The sequence below is a fragment of the Bradyrhizobium icense genome (assembly GCF_001693385.1).
GTDB lineage: Bacteria > Pseudomonadota > Alphaproteobacteria > Rhizobiales > Xanthobacteraceae > Bradyrhizobium > Bradyrhizobium icense.
This window is the reverse complement of record NZ_CP016428.1, coordinates 4195162-4215139: the sequence shown is the minus strand read 5'-3', so window position 1 is coordinate 4215139 and position 19978 is coordinate 4195162. Positions and strand designations below refer to the sequence as shown.

At 61.8% G+C, this 19978-nt stretch carries 19 protein-coding genes and 1 tRNA gene; 9 read left to right on the top strand and 11 right to left on the bottom strand.

Going from position 1 to position 19978, the window contains the following annotated elements; genetic code table 11:
• Positions 1-158: 158 nt before the first annotated feature.
• The 3 genes from glmS to LMTR13_RS19860 form a co-directional block, all read right to left on the bottom strand.
• Positions 159-1985, bottom strand: coding sequence for a glutamine--fructose-6-phosphate transaminase (isomerizing) (gene glmS / locus LMTR13_RS19875; protein WP_065729304.1), 1827 nt, complete (start codon positions 1983-1985; stop codon positions 159-161).
• A gap of 603 nt (positions 1986-2588) precedes the next feature.
• Positions 2589-2843, bottom strand: coding sequence for a hypothetical protein (locus LMTR13_RS19870; protein ID WP_156795685.1), 255 nt, complete (start codon positions 2841-2843; stop codon positions 2589-2591).
• Positions 2844-3582: 739 nt separating this feature from the next.
• On the bottom strand, positions 3583-4161 hold the full coding sequence (locus tag LMTR13_RS19860; protein ID WP_065729301.1) for a hypothetical protein: 579 nt from the start codon (positions 4159-4161) through the stop codon (positions 3583-3585).
• Between the two features lie 20 nt (positions 4162-4181).
• Between LMTR13_RS19860 and LMTR13_RS40870 the strand changes: the two genes are divergently transcribed.
• Positions 4182-4454: a hypothetical protein gene (locus tag LMTR13_RS40870; protein ID WP_156795684.1), complete on the top strand. Its 273-nt coding sequence runs from the start codon at positions 4182-4184 to the stop codon at positions 4452-4454.
• A gap of 739 nt (positions 4455-5193) precedes the next feature.
• Here LMTR13_RS40870 and LMTR13_RS19850 read toward each other — a convergent pair.
• The 7 genes from LMTR13_RS19850 to glmU all read right to left on the bottom strand — a co-directional run bounded on the left by LMTR13_RS19850 (position 5194) and on the right by glmU (position 9765).
• Entirely contained in the window at positions 5194-5481 is a 288-nt protein-coding gene (locus tag LMTR13_RS19850; RefSeq protein ID WP_065729299.1) for a hypothetical protein, read from the bottom strand.
• Between the two features lie 243 nt (positions 5482-5724).
• Positions 5725-5928: a hypothetical protein gene (locus tag LMTR13_RS19845; protein WP_065729298.1), complete on the bottom strand. Its 204-nt coding sequence runs from the start codon at positions 5926-5928 to the stop codon at positions 5725-5727.
• Between the two features lie 152 nt (positions 5929-6080).
• A complete protein-coding gene (locus LMTR13_RS43165) occupies positions 6081-6215 on the bottom strand; it encodes a hypothetical protein (protein ID WP_257784714.1) in 135 nt (44 codons plus the stop codon).
• Between the two features lie 406 nt (positions 6216-6621).
• Complete coding sequence (locus tag LMTR13_RS19840; RefSeq protein ID WP_065729297.1) at positions 6622-7287, bottom strand: dihydrofolate reductase family protein; 666 nt, start codon at positions 7285-7287, stop codon at positions 6622-6624.
• On the bottom strand, positions 7287-7790 hold the full coding sequence (locus LMTR13_RS19835) for an SRPBCC family protein (RefSeq protein ID WP_065729296.1): 504 nt from the start codon (positions 7788-7790) through the stop codon (positions 7287-7289). Before LMTR13_RS19835 ends, LMTR13_RS19840 begins: the two co-directional genes overlap by 1 nt.
• A 3-nt stretch (positions 7791-7793) precedes the next feature.
• Complete coding sequence (locus LMTR13_RS19830; RefSeq protein WP_065732827.1) at positions 7794-8135, bottom strand: ArsR/SmtB family transcription factor; 342 nt, start codon at positions 8133-8135, stop codon at positions 7794-7796.
• A gap of 271 nt (positions 8136-8406) precedes the next feature.
• On the bottom strand, positions 8407-9765 hold the full coding sequence (gene glmU, locus LMTR13_RS19825; RefSeq protein WP_065729295.1) for a bifunctional UDP-N-acetylglucosamine diphosphorylase/glucosamine-1-phosphate N-acetyltransferase GlmU: 1359 nt from the start codon (positions 9763-9765) through the stop codon (positions 8407-8409).
• Between the two features lie 163 nt (positions 9766-9928).
• On the opposite strand from glmU, the gene LMTR13_RS19820 reads away from it, so the two are divergent.
• Both LMTR13_RS19820 and LMTR13_RS19815 read left to right on the top strand, forming a co-directional pair.
• Entirely contained in the window at positions 9929-11212 is a 1284-nt protein-coding gene (locus LMTR13_RS19820) for a hypothetical protein (protein ID WP_065732826.1), read from the top strand.
• Positions 11213-11308: 96 nt separating this feature from the next.
• Positions 11309-11689 carry a hypothetical protein gene (locus LMTR13_RS19815; protein ID WP_065729294.1) on the top strand — a complete coding sequence of 127 codons (381 nt, stop codon included), beginning with the start codon at positions 11309-11311 and terminating at the stop codon, positions 11687-11689.
• Here the strand turns inward: LMTR13_RS19815 and LMTR13_RS19810 are convergent.
• Positions 11649-13274, bottom strand: coding sequence for a glycoside hydrolase family 17 protein (locus tag LMTR13_RS19810; RefSeq protein ID WP_197520870.1), 1626 nt, complete (start codon positions 13272-13274; stop codon positions 11649-11651). The two genes, LMTR13_RS19815 and LMTR13_RS19810, sit on opposite strands and share 41 nt — an antisense overlap.
• Positions 13275-13521: 247 nt before the next feature.
• Here LMTR13_RS19810 and LMTR13_RS19805 point away from each other — a divergent pair, with 247 nt between their 5' ends.
• The 6 genes from LMTR13_RS19805 (at position 13522) to LMTR13_RS19785 (ending at position 19710) form a co-directional block, all read left to right on the top strand.
• Positions 13522-14097, top strand: coding sequence for a beta-1-3, beta-1-6-glucan biosynthesis protein (locus LMTR13_RS19805; protein WP_065729292.1), 576 nt, complete (start codon positions 13522-13524; stop codon positions 14095-14097).
• 214 nt (positions 14098-14311) lie between these two features.
• On the top strand, positions 14312-16990 hold the full coding sequence (locus LMTR13_RS19800; protein WP_065729291.1) for a glycosyltransferase: 2679 nt from the start codon (positions 14312-14314) through the stop codon (positions 16988-16990).
• Positions 16991-17136: 146 nt separating this feature from the next.
• Positions 17137-17212: transfer RNA gene (locus tag LMTR13_RS19795), tRNA-Lys, on the top strand.
• A 338-nt stretch (positions 17213-17550) separates the two neighbouring features.
• On the top strand, positions 17551-17742 hold the full coding sequence (locus tag LMTR13_RS19790; protein WP_065729290.1) for a hypothetical protein: 192 nt from the start codon (positions 17551-17553) through the stop codon (positions 17740-17742).
• 152 nt (positions 17743-17894) lie between these two features.
• Complete coding sequence (locus LMTR13_RS39415) at positions 17895-18167, top strand: DUF3551 domain-containing protein (RefSeq protein ID WP_335622025.1); 273 nt, start codon at positions 17895-17897, stop codon at positions 18165-18167.
• 1204 nt (positions 18168-19371) lie between these two features.
• Positions 19372-19710, top strand: a complete 339-nt coding sequence (locus tag LMTR13_RS19785; RefSeq protein ID WP_236843030.1) for a PilZ domain-containing protein — start codon at positions 19372-19374, stop codon at positions 19708-19710.
• Positions 19711-19978 lie beyond the last annotated feature (268 nt).

Here is a 19978-nt window from a genome sequence, read left to right as displayed (position 1 = left end):
GGTTCCAGGTCAGGGCGGCCGAACTCGACATTCGGGCGCGATCGGACGCAAAACCGGGGTCCACTTTTGCTGATCGCGCCTATGCCAGCTAAGCCATCCTAGCAGGTTTTTGAAGGGCCAGCGTGACAACCGAGGGGCTTGACTATCCAGGCGCTTGACTATTCGACGGTTACCGATTTCGCGAGATTTCGCGGCTGATCCACGTCGGTCCCCATCACCACGGCGGTATGATAGGCCAGGAGCTGCACCGGGACGGCGTAGACCATCGGGGTGAACGCCGAGGCCATGTCGGGCAGCACGATCGTCACCAGGGAGTCGACGGTGGCTTCCGCCGCTCCCTTGGCGTCGGTCATCAGGATGATGTTGCCGCCGCGGGCCGCGACTTCCTGCATGTTGGAGACGGTCTTCTCGAACACCCGGTCGTACGGCGCGATCACCACGACCGGCATGGTTTCGTCGATCAGCGCGATCGGACCGTGCTTGAGTTCGCCGGCGGCATAGCCCTCGGCGTGAATGTAGGAAATTTCCTTCAGCTTCAGCGCGCCTTCCAGCGCCAGCGGGTAGCTGGTGCCGCGGCCGAGATAGAGCACGTCCTTCGATTTCGAGATGTCGCGCGCCAGCTTTTCGATCTGCGGTTCCAACGTCAGCGCCGCCGCCATCAGCCGCGGAATCTCGACGAGGCCATGGACGAGTTTGGTCTCGTCCTCATCCGACAGTTCGCCGCGCGCCTTGCCGGCGGCAACCGCGAGCGAGGCCAGCACCATCAACTGGCAGGTGAAGGCCTTGGTCGAGGCTACGCCAATCTCGGGGCCGGCCAGCGTCTGCAGCACGGTTTCGCTTTCGCGCGCAATCGTCGAGGTCGGCACGTTCACCACCGACAGGGTGTGAACGCCCTCGGCCTTGGCGTAGCGCAGCGCGGCCAGCGTGTCGGCGGTCTCACCCGATTGCGAAATGAAGATCGCGAGATCGCCCTTGCGCAAGGGCGCCTCGCGATAGCGGAATTCGGAAGCGACATCGAGCTCGACCGGAATGCGCGCCAGCCGCTCGAACCAGTACTTTGCGACGTAGCCGGCATAGCTCGCGGTGCCGCAGGCGGTGATTGAAATGCGCTGGATATCCTTGAAGTCGAACGGCAGCTTGACCGGCAGCATGACGCGCTCGCTCGCCATGTCGATGTAGCGTGCCAGCGTGTGGCCCACGACTTCCGGCTGCTCGTGGATTTCCTTGGCCATGAAGTGGCGGTAGTTCGCCTTGTCGACCAGCGAGGTCGAGGCGCTGTGCTTGACCGCGTCGCGATGCACGATCGCGTTGGTCTTGTCGTAAATGGTCGCGCCCTTGCGCGTCAGCACCGCCCAGTCGCCGTCCTCGAGATAGCTGATCGTATCGGTGAACGGCCCGAGCGCGATCGCATCCGACCCCAGATACATTTCGCCGTCGCCGTGGCCTATCGCCAGCGGCGGGCCGTTGCGGGCGCCGATCATCAGGTCGTCGTCGCCGGCGAAGATGAAGCCGAGCGCGAACGCGCCACGCAGTTCCGACAGCGCCGCCCTCACCGCCTCGACCGGCTTGATGCCCTTCTGGAGAAAACTGTCGACGAGGTGGAGAACGATTTCGGTGTCGGTTTCGGTCTTGAAGACCGTACCCTTCTTCTCCAGCGCTTCGCGCAGCTCGCGGAAGTTCTCGATGATGCCGTTGTGAACCACGGCGACGCGATCGGTCGCGTGCGGGTGCGCGTTGTTCTCGGTCGGCTTGCCGTGCGTAGCCCAGCGGGTGTGCCCGATTCCGGTGTGCCCCTTCAGCGGTTCGGCATCCAGCCGCTTCTCGAGGTTCTTCAGCTTGCCCTCGGCGCGACGGCGTTCGAGGTGATCGCCCTCCAGCGTGGCGACGCCGGCGGAATCATAGCCGCGATATTCAAGCCGTTTGAGTGAGTCCACCAACTGCTCCGCGACCGGAGCTTTCCCAAGAATGCCGACAATGCCGCACATGCGGTTCAATACCCCAAATCGACGAATAGCGTCGCAACCCGCTAGTCTCTTAACGAGAAATGAAGTCCGACAGATACTCAATAATTATTGCGGATTGAGACAGCCTTAAGCGGAAAGCTTAATGGGTAGCCTAACCGGGGATTAACCTGTCACATCCGCCATGCTGATGGAATATGAGTCCGCGATCTCGCGGCATGATCTGCCCGAGGCTTGGCCTTGGTTCCCTCCAAAGAAAGAGGGAGCAGGGAATGCCGGATGCGCGCTGCACCCGCGGTCTCGTGTACAATGGGTAGAAGGAAACGCACACGAGCATACAGGTTCAGCGGAGGCAATCCGGCATTCCCTGCGCAATGGCTTTACGGCTTATACGTGCTCTTCCCGGCGACGAATTCCTTTTTGTCACCGTCGCCAGCGGATTGAGATTTGTCTTAAGCCCGGTCGGGCCGACGCGTCTCCGCTGGCTTGACATCAGCCATGGATGCCAGAACCACACGACTTTTCCGTACGCAGCGCCCTCTACCTTCACTCCGATCGACGAGATGCCGGCCGAAGGTCCCGATGAAGGCCTTGAAACGCCGGTCACCTGCGCAAGCGTAAGATCACTCACGGGAGAACCCGCCTTGCGATCACGATCGCGCCCGACGCCGCTGCGTCCACCGCATCCAACCCCGCATCCGTGACGATCGCGATACGCCCCTCTTGCCGGGGTGGATGGGCGAAGTGATAGCGGTGATTTGGCCTGTGGCGAAAAGCGGAATATTTTTTCGGATACGACTGGACGGGTAGCATCAGCTTGATTTGGTTCAGCAAATTAGCTTGAGCGCGCAGGCCTAGCCAAGCAGAATTAAACACTGTCACCATAATCTCACGCAGCCCTCATCCGCTTGCTGAACTTCTCGACTTGCACCAGAGTGACGGCCCTTTTGGGAGGGCGGGGTGGCAGGCGTTATTTGGACAATTGGCACGCTCGCTTTGCTGTTCGTCCTACTGAACGGTAATGATTCAATACTTCGCGGATTCAAGCCGAGTGCCGCGAGACGCCGGTCAATCGAATCTCTGCACCCGTCGGCCTAGGAAACTTAACAAAGTTCATAAGCTGATCGAATTTCTCTGCTGATAGGTAGACATACATTTGAACAGAATCCTGTTCTGTAATGTCCTCGAAGTCCCATTCCGATGTGTAACTGACACTGCCCCGCAGACGGCATCTATTCATGCCGTCCCCGGACTTGTAGATGAACAGACCGAATTCCGTGATCTCACGTTGAGACCCGAACATCGCGTATAAACCAGATCGTCTCGACTCCGATATTGGCCGAAGCTTTCCGAATAGATACTCTGATAGTTCCGCCTTGTTGGTTTCGACTTGATCGTCGTTTTCGTTGTTAATCTCAATTTTGAATGTAGGAATCAACTCGACTATCTCAAACCCTAAGCTCCATTCCCATGGAATCTGATCTCCGCCGATCTGCTTTCCCTTCTGAAAAGGCGCGGAGAAAGCGGCGCTTTTTCGAGAAAGCTGTAACTCTGCCTTTTCCTCGCAGTTAAGTGCACTGTCACCGTATCAGCGGGGCTCGAACTTTGGCGGCGATGACGGTCATCGGGTTTTTATCGCCGCACAGAACTGTTCCGTGACCGCCGTCGTTTCCTCGGTGACGATCCAGCCGTTCGTTTCGGCGTTTTCCCTGGCCAACTTCTGCTCGGTTTGAAGCATCTTTTTGATGAGCGCGTACGGTTTCCAGTCGGCCTTGGACAGCTTGACGGGGGGCGCACCGCAGACGTTGTGGGCAATCGCTTTCTGCACACTGGTGCTGATGTCGCTCATGTGGTCCTCGACCACGGCGGTGAAGCGCGCCTTGGCGTATTGGCTGTTGGCTGCGATGAAGTCTCTGCAGAAGGCGACCCGCTGACCTCCGTCGCGGGCCTTGATGTAGGCCGTCTGCGTTTCGTAATGGACGCGGTAGGCGAGTTTGTTGGCGTTCGGGTCGGATTTCGCCGCTTCGAGCATGGCGCGGTGGTCACCCAAGGTGGCCTCATTGATCCTGAGGTCACATACTTTGGCGAGGGAGACGACCGGAACGTAGGCCCGCACCTTGGCTTCCAAGGCATCGTTGGCGTGCGCAACTGGTGCGAACAGGCTGGCGGCGATTGCGAAAGCAGCAAGGCAGCGTTTCATTGTGACGCACTCCACAAGCGGTGGCGGATTCTGAGCGCGGTGGCCCAGCCGAGGAGCGTCCAGCCCAAGGCGAATTCCTTGGGCGGCTGTCGAGCGCCCATCTTGATCTGGATCATGCCGTTCCGCATCCGGACCGGATCGTCGGTCGCGCCCATCAATACCGCGCCGCAATCCGCCATCCGGCATTGCTGGTCGAAGGCTCGCCGGTCGGATCGGTTCTGATCAATAAAATTACGGTGACAGTGTACTTAATCGCTGCTGGCGAAGTGCAATTGAGTGCATTGTCACCGTAATTCTAACACGAAGCGCGCCCTCAGTGCGTCGTCGCTACGCGACATAGGTGCTAAGGCCGACGCATGTCGCGCGAAAACAGAACCGTCAACTATAGCGCCGGTCTATGATGCACCTCATCCTATGGGCGCATCAGCTTCGACGCATCTGAACTGAACAAACTAACTTGTTAGGTCTGGATCGCTGCTACACTATTGCCCGCTGCCAGCCTATTGGAGGGATGATCCGCCAAGCGCGGTGAGCACCCATTCACATACCCATTTTACGTACGAACTAGATTGTAACTGCGCACGTACTTCAATTCGGTTGTGAGGGCTCAAATCATGACGAAACACTATTCCAAGCGCATCATAGCCGATGTGCTCGTAGTCCTCGTATCTGTAGTGATGATCACGATTGCAGCGACATCCTTCGGCGAGCCCATTCTGGCCGGCATCGCTGCTTCTGTTCCGGGCCCATTCCATCTTCAAAGGACACGCGCAACCGCTGAACCCGGTACCCCGAAGCTTGCCCACGCGCGACCGAAATGTCGGCTTCGTTCCGCTCCTCTGCAATGGAACGTAGGCTGGCCTTTCCAGCCGCCTTTAGCTCCCGGCTGACGAATTCGATCCGAACCGAAGACGCGGCAAAGGGCGTCGCCCTCGCGAGCGCAAGAAAAAACGTCACCCGGCGTTGGGACTTTCCTCTTGGCTCGTCTCATTGCGGAGCGAGCCCCAAAGTATTTCCTTGTTTACTCGCCGTTTAGTCGCAGCGGCGCTCCCTGCGCGTGATCCTGCGGCCGTCGTCCCGTTCAATCGTGGTAGACACCATGCGGCAGCGCTTGCCGATGGTGACACCCCCTGGGCCGATGCCAACTGTGGTGTCGCGGTCGTAGTGTCGGCGACGGTCGTAGCGATAGTCGCGATCCCTATCGTAGTCGCGGTCCCGGCCGATTTGAACATCGACGCCTTGGGCCTTGACCGGAGTGACGAGCGGGGCAGTCGTAAGCAGCGCGGCGGCTGCCGCCACGGAAAGAGCGATCCTCAACATGTGGAAGTCCTCCTTGGGCTTGATCTAGCGGTGCAACGGGCACGAATGCTGAGGGTTCCTTTGGGGCAATCAAGGAAGCACGGAAGTAGCGCGGCGTATGCCGCCTTTCGAGTGAGCGGCCCCCGCAAAGGTGCGAGGGTTCGGTTCCAATGGGAGAAAGTGCGCGCCCGTACTCTTCCGGATAGACGGTCCCGAAATCGGTACCAGAATAGCCGCATTGCAGCGGCGTGGCATTCAGTTCACCTAATATTTGCGTTTCGCCCGGCAGTCCGAAATGGCTGCCGGGCTTTTGCATGAGTACCTGTCAGGCTGCTCCAGGGCCGCTTCCAGTTCTGTGACGATGTCGTGCAGGAGGCCAATTGCGAGCGGGTCGGTAACCTCGCGCTCCATCACGCGGTAGCGCATCACCCGCTCTTGAAGCTCACGCTGTTCCTTGTCGTCGTCCATATCGCGCTCCGCACCTACGCATGACGTCGAACGAGACTGATGGTTGCAAGGAACTTGAATGAATATTCATCAAGGTTAAGCGTTCCCTTCGGCGTCAACCGAGGTGGCCTAACGGGCGGTCGCAATTCAGCCAAGGCCAGCCGGGTTGCAGGTCAAATACCGAACGAGTGCCTGATCTGCCTCAGCATCGATATGGCGGCGTCGGTATACCGACCATGGGTGAGATACTGGTCTAGCTGCGACGCGCCAAGCAGCATCAAGGCTGCCATTACAAAGCCTTTGATCATAGTGGGCCTCTCCAAAGGAAAGAGACCGCCAACCCAGAATTACGGTGACTGTGCACTCAATCTGCTGCTGGCGAAGTGCAATTGAGTGCACAGTCACCGTAATTCCAGGCCGGTCGGGTTAGAGCCTTTCGGAATTCGCAGTCGCCGATCGCGACCTATCCGCAATGGGCGGAATGCTGGCACCAATTGGTAGCCAAATTGCTAAATCGTGCTGCGACTCTAGCCCGTCTCATTGCAGACTCTCGCGAAACCTCACGCCGGGTGTCTCCACAATTGACACTCCCCATGTGGAGAGAGCCCTCACCCGGCGCTCCGCGGAGGAATAGTCAAGACCTGTGGATCGGCGTGTCACGCGACTTGCTGATCACCACCCTCTGATCTGTCGGGAGCGCTGAGGTGGAGACAGTTACCGCTCCCGGACTGCGTAGGTTAGGTGGGTCACCCACTGCGTCGGCTCCGCGCGGACCGGCTCCAGGGCCACGCGGTCCGCGTCCACGCCCTCGAACAGGCGGATTCCGGAGCCGAACAGCACGGGCGACAGCGCGATCGAGAACTCGTCGATCAGGCCGGCGTTCACGTACTCCAGGATCGTCTCGGCGCCGCCCGCGATGCGGACGTCGCGGTCGCCGGCGGCCTCGCGGGCCTGGTCGAGCGCGGCCTCGATGCCGTCGTTGACGAAGTGGAAGGTGGTCCCGCCCGGCCGCTCCCACGGCTCGCGCCTGGTGTGAGTGACGACGAACACCGGGGTGTGGAACGGCGCCTCCTCCGGCCATGCCAGCTCGCCGGCGTCGAACATGCGCTTGCCCATGACGCTCGCGCCGGTGCGCTCGTGCGTCGCCCAAGCGATGTCGTTGTCTAGTCCTTCCTCGCCGCCCTCGCCGAGCTTGAGGTTCTCCCGGAAGAACCGCTGCGGGAACGCCCACGCCTGCAGCTCCGACCACTTCCTCATCCAGCGCTGGACCCTCGGGTCGTTCTGACCTTCGGGCGAGAAGACGTCCTCGACGGGCACGGCCTCCGGCGCCATGAACCCGTCGAGCGACATCGTCACGCTGAAAAACACCTTTCCGGCCATCAGTCCTCAACTCCCTTCCGAACAATCTCGGTGACGTAGACAGCCAGCTTGCTCAGGGTCTGCTGGCCGCCCTCGATCGCGTGGTACTTCTCGACCGCCTCGTCGCGCAGTTCCTTGGTGGGGAACACCGTGCGCATCTCGATCCGGGTCGCCGCACCGTCGGGCTCGAACGTCAGGACCGACTCGAAGGCGTTCGGGTCGCCGCGGGACTCACCGTGCAGCAGTGCGATCCGCTCCGGCGGGGCGATCTCGGTCCAGGAGATCCACTCCTGGTAGTCCGTCCCGTCCGGTCCGTACATCACGAAGACCCACTCCCCGCCGACGCGGAACTCGAACGCCTGCGTGGTGGTGGTGAACCCCTCCGGTCCCCACCATCGCGACAGGTGCCGGACTTCGGTGAATGCCTCGAACACCAGCTCCCGTGGGGCACTGATGGCCCGGGAGATCACGATCTCGCGGTCGGCCGTCGCTAACTGCGCCGCGTCCCGTCCTGTCGTTGCCATCGGTCACTCCTCCTTCCTGGCCTGCTTGAGCTCCTGCACGTACGCGTCCAGCCGGTCGAAGCTCTCATTCCAGAACCGCTCGAAACCTCCGGTCCACTCGTGAACCGGTCGCAGCCCGCGGGCATCAAGGCCGTACAGGCGCTGCTTGCCTGCCTTGCGGTCCCGCACCAGCCCGACATCCCGGAGCACCCGCAGGTGTTTGGACGCCCCCGGCTGAGTCATCCCCAGTTCCTGCGCCAACTCGGTCACCGGCCGCTCACCCGCCCGCAGCAGTGCCAGGATCTCCCGGCGCTGCGGCTCGGCGATCGCGTTGAAGACGTCCGATGTCGTTGCTGCTCGTGCCATGGGCGCCAACATATTCCGATATCGGCATATGTCAAGGCGGAGAAATCAGGCGGATCTTGTCAGATGACGATGGCGCCAGCAGAACCACCAGGATTTGCGGGCCAACCAGCGGCAGCCCGGTCAGCCAGTGCAAGCCGGTGAGAGGTGAAGCAAGTCTGCGGCCAAATCGATCTAACCAAGAGTCATCAAGCTATAGTCACGGCATTTTTGACCGAGAAGCTTATTGCCGATTGAGAAAATCTTAAGCGGAAAGCTTAACAGCCCCTCGCGCTTAACCCTGTTTCTCCGCCTTGGCCCGCAGCTTCATCTCGCGGTAGCGCGCGGCGCCACCCTCGCGGTTGCTCTGCGGGCTACGCTCGACCGCCATCGCATCATCCGGCACGTCCTTGGTGATGACGGAGCCCGAGCCGATATAAGCGCCGTTGCCGATTTTGACCGGCGCGACCAGCGAGGAGTTGGTGCCGACGAACGCGCCCTCGCCGATCAGCGTCTTGTGCTTGAAAAAGCCGTCGTAGTTGCAGGTGACGGTGCCGGCGCCGAGGTTGGAATTGGCGCCGACATGGGCGTCGCCGACATAGGAGAGGTGGTTGACCTTGACGCCGGCCTCCAGCGTCGCGGCCTTGGTCTCGACGAAGTTGCCGATCCGAACGCCCTCGCCCAGCGAGGTGCCCGGGCGCAGGCGCGCATAGGGACCGATGGAGGCGTGTCTGCCGATCGAGGTCTGCACGATGTGCGAGAACGAATGGATCACCGCGCCGTCGGCGATGGTGACGCCGGGGCCGATCACCACGAACGGCTCGATGGTGACGTCGCTGCCGAACTTCGTGTCGGCGGCGAGATAAACCGTCTCCGGCGCGATCAGCGTCACGCCGGCGTCGAGCGCCGCCTGGCGCAGCCGCGCCTGCATCACCGCTTCGGCCTCCGCAAGCTGCGCCTTGTTGTTGATGCCGCGCACTTCGTCCTCGCTGGTTTCGATCACGACGGCCTCCAATCCCATTTTCCTGACGATGGCGACGGCATCGACCAGATAGTATTCGCCCTTGCTGTTGGCGTTGCCGATCCGGTCGAGAATTTCCAGCGCGCGGCGACCGTCGAACGCCATCACGCCGGCATTGCACAGCGTGACCTTGCGCTCTTCATCGGTCGCGTCGGCATGTTCGCGGATCGCCATCAGCCGATCGCCCTGAAGCAGCAGCCGGCCGTAACCGGTCGGATCGGCGGCGCGGAAGCCGAGCACGGCCAGCGCCGCGCCCTTCGCCAGCGGCGCGCGCAGCCGCGCAAAGGTCTCGGCCGAAATCAGCGGCGTATCGCCGAACGCGACCAGCAGATCGTCGGCGCCGCGCGCAATCGCCTCGCGGGCAGCCAGCACGGCATGCGCGGTGCCGAGCCGTTCGGCCTGAACGAAGGTCGCGGCATCGGCGCGGACGCGCCTGACCTCCTCAGTGACCGCCTTGTGGTCCGGCCCGACCACGACCGCGAGCGAGGCGCCCGCGCCATGCGGGGCGGCATCCAGAACATGCGCCAGCAGCGATTGACCGGCGACCGGGTGCAGCACCTTCGGCAGCGAGGATCGCATGCGCGTGCCCTCACCGGCCGCGAGCACGACTGTCAGGCTGGATCGAGCGGTCATTCTGGTCCTCAGGCGAACAAGGTTTCCGGCCGTCTTTAATTGTTTTCCCCCGGAGATCAAACCGATTCGCCGCCCCGAAAACGTCCGGATTCAAGTGGTCGGCGCTTTTCCTGTTAATGTTTGCCCTGTGATTCGGCAGGGCCTCGAGGAGGGCCGAGGGCGCTTGGCCAGAAAACCAGACCATCTCGCGGACTTCGAGGCGGATGACAGCGGCGGCGTGCTGAGCAACCTGTTGGCCGACGAAGATGAACTCGACCGCCGCGCGCTGTGGCGGATCGGATCCTGGGGCGTCGGCGCGACGGCTGCGGTGATTCTGGCCGTGATGGCCAACCAATCATCCCTTGGATTGAAGCGTGAGCAGGTCGCCGCGGCTGATATCACCCGGCAGGCGCAGCAAGTTCAGCTCGTGGCCAGGGAAACCCAGAACGAGGCGCGCCGGCTCGCCGCCGCCATCGATACGCTCAATGGCGACCGCGACCGGCTGTATTCCCGTGTCACCAGCCTGGAACAGGGGCTCGATTCCGTTACCGGCGCCATCGCCCGCCAGGGTTCTGTGCAGGCTTCCCCGCCGGTTGCAACTGCGGAATCGCAAGCCGCCCAAAAACCGCCGTCGCCAAGCGTCGCACCGGTAGCGAGCGCCCCGGCCGCAGCGCCCGCCACCGACAAAACCGCCACCGCCGAGCCGTCCCCGGCGACCGTTTCGTCCACGGCAAAGGAGGCCGCGAAGACGGACGCTGCCAAAGCAGATAGCGCCAAGCCGGAAACGGCCAAGGCTGAGATGGTAACGGCCGACACCGTCACGCCGGAGCCCGCGAAACCTTCGCCCGCGACGCCGCTCAGGGCCGCGCAGTCGATGATGGCTCCGCCCGATCCCGCCGCCGGCAAACTGATCGAGCCGGGCAAAGGACCGAACCCGGTGATCGCGAGTCCGATCCCGGATGTCGTGGCGTCGGCGCCGGCTGATGCGGAAGCGGACGACGCCAACGCACCAAAAGTCTCCCTGCAGCGGACCGAGTTCGGGGTCGATCTCGGCAGCGCCAATTCGGTGAACGGCCTGCGCGCGCTGTGGCGCGGGCTATTGAAATCGAGATCGAACGCGCCGCTGACGGCGCTGCGCCCGATCATCGTCGTGAAGGAAGGCACCAACGGGCTCGGCATGCAACTTCGCCTGGTCGCCGGTCCGCTGCACGACGCCGGCGCCGCTGCCAGGATCTGCGCTATCATGGCTGAAAACAACCGGCCCTGCGAAACCGCCATCTTCGATGGCCAGCGGCTGTCGTTGAACGATCCGCCGCCCACTGCCGCCAAGCCTGGCCCGCGCCGGCGCAGCGTCGCCAAGCAGTCGGCGGCGACAGTCGTTGAGGAAGCGCCGAAGAAGCCCGAACCGCCGCCGGCGACAACGCAGACGAGCTTGTCGTCCATCTTCGGCAAGAAAAATTCACAATAATCTTTTGGCTACAGGGCGTTATGACAAAATTCTGATCTGCATTTTCACTGCGGGCGAACGCTTGTCCCAAGAGCCAATCCCGACCATATTGCGCCGATGAAAAAATCCCCGTTCCGGCTCACGCCCTATCAAGTTCAGTTCCTGTTGGTGGTCGGCTTCGTCACCGTCGGCTACGCGCTCTATCTGCGCTACCTCGCGGTCGAGTTCTCGACCGTGGCGCTGGCCTGCGACGCCGGCCTGCAGACCATGCTGTGCAAGTCGCGGACGCTCGCCACCTATCTGTTCAAGAATTCAGTGTTCGGCATCACCGCGTTGATCATTGCGACGCTTCACGTCATGCGGCCGTCGATCGTGCTGCTGACCGGCGGCTTGATCGCGGCGGGATTCGGAATCGTGCTCTACAATATCGCGCTGTCGGGAATTGCGATCGGCCTGCTCATTTTGGGATTTGCACGGCCCGCGCCCGCCACAGCGTAATCGCCAGCAAGAGATAGATCGCGCACGTCGACATCGCCTGCCAGTTCTGGTTGCCCTCGTTGAAGCCGATGAAGATCGCGGCCGCGACCAGCAAGCCGGCAAAAGCGGATTCGGCAATCGGGCGAATGCCCTCTTTCGGCCGGTTGAGCAGCATCAAGGCCGCGAACGGCACCACCGCCATGGTCAGCGAAGCGAACGGAAAGTCGCGGTAGCGCGGGTCGAACGTAAAGCCGAGCGCGGTTTGCGCCGCGATCAGCGTGGTGACGACGAGTACGAGACCGAGCAGCGCCGACAGCACCGACTTGGTGCGGCCGTCACGCGGCCCGAGCAGTTCGAGGAAGGTCGGCAGCGGCCGTCCCGACATCGCGGCGTTCGCGCACAGCATCGGCGAGGCGATGGCGGCCGCCAGCAGCGCGCCCCATTGCAGCCAGCCGCCTGCCCCGTAGCTCTCGTAAAACATCTTGTCCGCGGCGACCCCGAGCAGCATGCCGGCGGTCGTCGCCGACGTCCCGACCGCGACCCACGCAGTCAGCCGCGGTTTCCACGGCCGCCGCCGCAGCGTCAGCCAGCCCGCCAGGAAAACGAAGGCGCTGAGCGCCATCCCGCTTCCCATCTGCAGTTTCCAGAACGGATAATTGCTGATCGGCTCGCCGGGCGGATATTTCACCGCGCGCTGCGCGTCGTCGATCATGCCCCAATAGCCGCCGACGGTACCTTCGAGCTGGCGCTTCCACGGCTGGTCATAGGCCTCGATCAGATTGACCCGAAACTTTTCGCGCTTGGCGAGGTCGAGGATTTCGGACACCACACGCGCCTGGTTGGTGCGCGACGGCAGCGCGCCCTCGCGCATCCGTCCCGCGCTCGGCCAGCCGGTTTCGCCGATCAGGATTTCCTTGTTCGGAAATGCCACCGCCATCCGCTTGCGGATATCGTCGACGTGGCCGGCGGCGTGCTTCGCGCGCACCGGCATGTCTTCCCAGTACGGCAGGATGTGGATCGTGACGAAGTCGACTGCGTCATAGATTTCGCGGTTGCGCAGCCAGAACTCCCAGACGTCGGCATAGGTCACGGGCACGGTAACACGCGACTTGACCGAGCGGATATGGGCCGCGAGATCCGATGTCGTCATCTCGCCGCGCAGCAGCACCTCGTTGCCGACCACCAGCGCGGTAATCGTGTCCGGGTGTTCCTTGGTCAGTTCGATCGCGACCGAAATCTGGGCGAGATTCTTGATCCGGTTGCTCGATAGCCAGATCCCCTGGATCACCTTCAGCCCGACCTTGGCGGCCAGCGCCGGAACCTGGTCGAGCCCGTTCTCGATCGAATAGGTCCGCACGCAGTCGGTGATCTTGGCGAGTTGCGCGAGGTCCTGCGCGATCTGTTCGGGAAGGATCTGCGTGGTCGGTATCAGGGGTGTCTGCGTGCCGCGGAACGGCGCGTAGGAAACGCATTGCAGCTTGGCACTGGGATCGATCGGCGCGCGCGCAAGCGTAATCGGCGTGGCGAGCCACCACCAAAGGGCCGCGATCATACCTAGCGATGAAAGGAAAAGCGCCAGCGGCGTACGAAGTGAAATCGGTTCCATCCTCCGGGCGGGGACCGTCGATTACCCGTTCATCGGCGTTCTGCCAAGATGCACGATCGCCCTATTCCAGCTCGTCCCTGCGGCAGTTTTACCCGCGCCCGTGATAAAGTTGTGACTTTGCTGGACAAAATCTGAAATACCCGTCATTTGAATCGCCGGGCCGGTCCGCCGCATTGGGGTCCTATTTCGGCGGCAACAAGCCCAGACATCAGCCGCCACGCGCGGCGGGAAACTGATCGGGGAATGTATGCGTCGACGGGTGCTTGATCCAAGAGTTGCGGTTTTGAGGCGCTTCGCCGCGGTGGGCCTGGCCCTCCTGATCGGATCGGCCGGGGCGTTTGCCCAGAGCGGCAGCCCGACCCCGCAGGATCAGCAAGGCAAGGCGCCGGCCGCCAATACCGCCGAGGCCAACAAGGACAATCAGCGCAAGGCCGACGAATTCGTCGAGGCGGCCCAGGCGATCAACGGCCCGGCCGGAAATCCCGAATGCGTCTGGCTCGGCCGTCGGGTGGTTCGCCTGATGTGGCGCGACGACCTCGACACCGCGTTCAGGCACCTCGATCTCTATGACCGGTTCGGCTGCCCCGGCGGGCATGTCCAGGCCACCTTCCGCTGCCTGACCCGTTTTGGCGGACAGATCGATCCCAAGGTGGCTGAGACCCTCGACAGCCGCATTCATGTCTGCTGGATCAATCCGGGCGCCCAGCCGCAGGCTGCCGCAGCGGCCAGCCCGGCGCCAGCGACCGCCGGCAACGCAACGCCTGCGCCGGCCGCATCGCCCTCGCCGGCCCCCAGCCCCGCGCCTGCCGCGCCCGCGAAATAGACGTCCGGCATTCAGGATACGTTCAGCGGAACGATCCTATCTATCCGGCGTTTGGATTGGTCGCGCCCTGAAAACGCGTCCTTAAAAAAGTCATGGCGTCATACCAGTTGTGAAATCGCAGGGCAGGACTATCCTGATGATGCCGCCATGTCGGTCGAACCTAGGGGACAGGTTCGCTTTCCATAAATTGCAGCCCCGTATGGTTTAGCCGCCGATGCGTGCCGTCGTTGCCGTTCTGCTGTTTGTCACCGCAGCTCACGCCGGGCTGTGGGGCCTGTTCCAGGAAAAGCAAGCCGCGCCCGATTTCAGGGGCATTTTGCCGAGCGTTTCCTATGCGCCGTTCGAGGGTTCGGCGCATCCCGACGTCGACAATATTCCGCAGATCGAAAAGATCCGCGCCGACCTCAAGAAGCTGTCGACGATCACGCGCGCGATTCGTCTCTACTCCTCGACCGGTGGCGTCGAACTGGTGCCGCCGATCGCCGCCGAATTCGGCCTGAAGGTCACCGTCGGCGCCTGGATCGACAAGAATTCCGATCGCAACAAGCGCGAGATCGAGGCCGCGATCAGCCTCGCCAAGCGCAACAGCAACGTCAACGGAATCGTCGTCGGCAACGAAACCATTTTCCGCGGCGAGCAGAAGATCGACGACCTGGTCGAGCTGATCAAGCAGGTCAAGAAATCCGTCAACGTTCCCGTGACCACCGGTGAAATCTGGAACATCTGGCGCGACAATCCGGAACTGGCGTCCTCCGTCGATTTCATCGCCGCGCACGTGCTGCCCTATTGGGAGAACTTCACCGACAAGCAGGCCGTCGATCAGGCGGTAGCCATGTTCCAACTGCTGCGCGACCAGTTTCCCGGCAAACGCATCGTGATTGCCGAGTTCGGCTGGCCGAGCGCCGGATATAATTTGAGGAACGCCGAGCCTGGCCCGTTCGAACAGGCCTCGGTGCTGCGCAATTTCGTCACCCGCGCCGAAGCTATCGGCATCGACTACAACATCGTCGAAGCGATCGATCAGCCCTGGAAATTCTTCGAAGGCGGCGTCGGCCCCTATTGGGGCATCCTCGACGCCAATCGCGAACCGAAATTCGCCTGGACCGGCCCGATCGTGAACGAGAACTACTGGAAGCTGGCTGCGATCGCGCTGCTGGTCGGCATCCTGATGTCGCTGCCGATCCTGCGGCTCGAGCAGCCGAAAATCATGCAGGCGCTGTTGCTCTCGGCGGCCGCCAACGGCGTCGGCGCCTGGGTTTCCACCGTGTTCGCCTACTGGGCCGGGCACTATTTCGTGTTCGGCTCGGCCTTTGCCCTGACGCTCGGCCTGACCCTGCTGGTTCCGCTGATCTTGATCGCGATGGCCCGCATCGACGAAATCGCGGCGATCGCCTTCGGCCACCGCCCGCGCCGGCTGATTACCAAAAGTGCGACATTGGCCCCTGCCACCATCGGCGAGAACGTCGCCTTCCCGAAGGTCTCGATCCACATTCCTGCTTACTTCGAGCCGGTCGAGATGCTGAAGCAGACGCTGGATGCGGTGTCGCGGCTCGACTACCCGAATTTCGAATGCGTCTGCATCATCAACAACACGCCCGACCCGGAATTCTGGCGGCCGATCCAGGACCACTGCCGCGCGCTCGGCGAACGCTTCAAGTTCATCAACGCCGAGAAGGTGCAGGGCTTCAAGGCCGGCGCGCTTCGGATCGCCATGGAGCGCACCGCGGCGGATGCCGAGATCATCGGCATCATCGACGCCGACTATGTCGTGCATCCGGACTGGCTGAAGGATCTCGTGCCTGTTTTCGCCGACCCGCGCGTCGGCCTGGTGCAGGCGCCGCAGGAGCACCGCGACGGCGACCGCTCGCTGATGCACTACATCATGAACGGCGAATATGCCGGATTCTTCGACATCGGCATGGTCCAGCGCAACGAGTTCAACTCGATCATCGTGCATGGCACGATGTGCCTGATCCGCCGTTCCGCGATGGACATGGCTGGCGGCTGGTCCAGCGACACCATCTGCGAGGACACCGATCTCGGCCTGACCATCCAGCAGCAGGGCTGGCTGACGCACTACACCAACGTCCGCTATGGCGAGGGCCTCCTGCCCGACACCTATGAGGCCTTCAAGAAGCAGCGCCACCGCTGGGCCTATGGCGGCTTCCAGATCGTCAAGAAGCACTGGCGGCGTTTCCTGCCCGGCGCCAGCCGGCTGACGCGGGACCAGCGCCGCGAATTCTCGCTGGGCTGGCTGAACTGGCTCGGTGCCGAAAGCCTCGGCGTGGTGGTGGCGATCCTCAACCTGATCTGGGTGCCGATCGTGGCGTTTGCCGACATCGCCGTTCCCGACAAGATCCTGACGCTGCCGATCATCGGCTCCTTCGTCGTCTCGCTGGTGCATTTCGTCGCGCTCTACCGCCTGCGGGTGAAGATCAAGGCCGGCCAGATGCTGGGCGCCATGATCGCGGCGATGAGCGTGCAATGGACGGTGTCGCGCGCCGTGGCCCAGGGCCTGATCACCGAGCATCTCGCTTTCGCCCGGACCTCCAAGGGCGGGTTGTCGCGGATGTCGATCGAATTCCAGGCGTTCTGGGAGGCCGTGATCGGCGTGCTGCTCTTGATCGGCGCCGCCGTCCTGATCGTCACCAACAGCTATAAAGAGGTGCGCGAGATCTACATCTTTGCCGGCGTGCTGGTGCTGCAGAGCCTGCCGTTCCTCGCGGCGGTCGCGATCGCGGTGTTGGAGAACTCCCGTATCAACTCCTTCGCCTTCTGGCGTAACAGCGCGGTGCGGACAGCGGAACTGATCGGGCTGCGCCCGGTCACTCTGCCGACGGTCAACACCCAGTCCCAGCCGGTTGCCTCGGAAATTCGCCGCGAGGTCAACTAACCGCCGTGGATTGATTGGTCGCGGGTAGTTGAAGATTCCGAACTAACCTTTAGCTCTCTAAAGAGAATTGGGATCAAACGAACATGAATTTGCCGCGGGGTTGCTATTGACCCGCAAGGGCCCGCCCCCTACACAGCGCGGCGAGTGAGCGCGTAGCTCAGGCGGTAGAGCACGTGACTTTTAATCATGGGGTCGAGGGTTCGAGTCCCTCCGCGCTCACCAATGGAATCAGATACTTACAGCATTTCCGCGATTTGCTTTTAGAAGCTGGGGGCACACCCGGGGCACAATCGTCAATGCGACCCGCCGGGGTGAACAAAACGGCCCTAGCGAGATGCGCCAGAGCCGTCCACTTCCGGCGGGAGCCTGTATGGCGACGCAAACCGGAAGCCACCGCATCGAACGCTTCGAAGCCAACATGGTTCCTAAATAGCGGCCCGACGCGCGACGATTCCGGCGCTAACCGACGCCGTAGGGCTTGTTGAGAAAGTAGTCGCGCTTGCCCAGCGCTTTCTCTGCGTACTGGTCGATCGCGACGGTGACAACTAGCGGAGAGGGAAATGGCTGAGAGAATAGACGTTGAGGTTACCGGCAAATCGCAGTTTGAAGTCGCCCACGACATGGCGAAGTTCATTCTAATTAATATGGAAGGGCGTCAGGTGAAGCGCATAAAGCGGCAAGAGTTCTTGCATTTGGTGGCTGACTGCATCGATGCCTTGCGCGGCATCAAGGTCAGGGAGATTGTCAGCTAAAAGGTGAGGCACTCCTGCAGGCTCCGGCCTCCCCTTGTCCGCACAAGCAACCACGTTGGTGACAAGGTTTGCGAGCGAGGACGCCGCGGAAAAATGGTTCGAGGAGAACGATCCGGAAGGTGTGGCCTTCGAGTATGAGGTCTTGGATTTGAATGCCGAAGGAGGCTCTGATGCGCATTCTGCCCTTGGCGATTTTGGCGATCGGGACAGTCTCAATAGGACCGGCGGCTGCCCAGATGTACGATCCGGCTTATCCGGTTTGCTTGCGAGTGTACGGCCCAGCTAGCTATTACGAGTGCCGATACACGTCGCTGCCTCAATGCAACGCGTCTGCATCGGGCCGCTCGGCACAGTGTGTCATCAATCCATATTTCGGAGGCGCGCAAGGGCCCGCGGGTTATCGGCGGCATCTTCGGATCTACTAAAGTGAACCGGATTGGCCGCCAGACCGCTTACGCCATGCTGGTAGCTTGGTGCTGGTATCGTCGGGCAGACGCTGGGGTCGCTGTAGCCCACGAAAAAAGCCCGGCCACTGGCCGGGCTAACTCGGTAAGTAACTGCACGTGCTGAAACCGGGACATTGAAGCATCAGGAATGGGGCGCGTCTGTTCCAAAGCCGACACTGGAGCAATGATGCGACACTGTGACCGGGAAAAAGTAGCAAGTGTGAAGCTAACATGACAGCGATGGCTTGCCGGGTAGCCTTTGCTGCCAGCCCCGCGAGGGTGCCTAAAGCCATTGGGTTAGCGGTCCTGGTGCAGCGTTGCGTATCCGCGCCGGGACCGCTCGCCGCAATGAGCTCGCCAGAGACCGGCTGCAGCTTGGATCCGAGCAGAGCAAAGGAACGGTATTCACGGAGCCAATGTTAACCCGTGCACTCAAGACAACGAGGAGCCGCCATGATGATCCGCTTTGCCTGCTTTGGGGCCTTCTTTGTAGCTCTTTTCGCTCTCACTGGGCCAGCCTCGGCTACGGGCGGATGCGGCGTTGGTTGTCGCAGCACGTCAGAAGGAGCGTGCGTCCGCGACGGATGGCAGGAAGCTATGCCCGTTCGGAACGTGTGCCCGGCCACATCCCAGCCATCTCCCCCTTGCGGCCCATATCACCGATGGAGCCGGCAATCCATGATGTGCATACCGCGTTGAACCGACCGGGTATGCACTCGTCTGTCAACTGATGCTCCCTCTGGCGGCCCCGGCAATACGCAACGCACCGGGGCCGCCGACCTTGGAGAATACCCCCGGCTAGGGGCTTGGGGGCATTTAGCCAGGGGCCCTGCAGAATAGGCCGCCAGTTGGAGACGGTCTGTACGGTCACTGACAAAGGCGTTGCTAAGTGACTGGATTTGTGCCGAGGAGACAGGGCGCCCAGCCGGAGCCTTCCAACAGTTGAAGGCCCTGCGCACGACGTTGCCGGACGACATGCGCAGAGCCATGCCACGCCAGGGCACTCACTCCCCTAATGGCTTGTTCAGGCTGATTTCGATTCTTGGCAGAATTTGGCGCAATGCAGCGCCTGCGACTGTTCTCAACGCCGATCGCTAGCTGGACCCTGCGCGGCTGTCGGGCATTGAGGCTCAGTTCGTCTGCAGCGCGTGCCGTAAGCGGGCATCGAATGTGAGGCCGCTATTTGAGCAGGCACGAAGCGGCTCAAGCTCGTTCCATCTTTTGGAAGATTTTAACCGTTCAGTGCTACCAAGGCGGCATTTCAAAATGGATTATTGCGATGGTGGAAACTCGGATTGCTCCACGTGTTCGCGTGATGAAGCCTGCCAAGATCGATTACGGCGGCGACAAGTATCCTTGTATCGTTCGTGACATATCCAGCACGGGCGCGGCGCTGGACTTTTCCGAGCTGATCCGCATTCCCAATGAGTTCACATTGATCCTGCCGGACGACAAGCTAAGGCTCCCTTGTCGCGTTGTGTGGCGCAAGGAGTACAGACTTGGCGTAGTCTTCGACCTGTAGCTCTATGCAGCCGTTCGGCTCCCGATGTCCGGCTGCCCTACCCTCGCCGCCCCAATGGGCATCGGCTTACCGCCCGAAGCCGTTATGACGCCCTTCGCTTCCGCGCCAACAATTCGAAGCTTACGAGAATAGCCGTGCAAGCGGCCAGCGCGGCCAAAGCCATCAAGAGAACCGTCGTGAGCATGGCAAATCTCCAGCCCGATGATTCGCAATTTCTTAAACTCTGAATTATCTCAGCCGAATGTTTAAGAAAAAGTTAACGCAATAT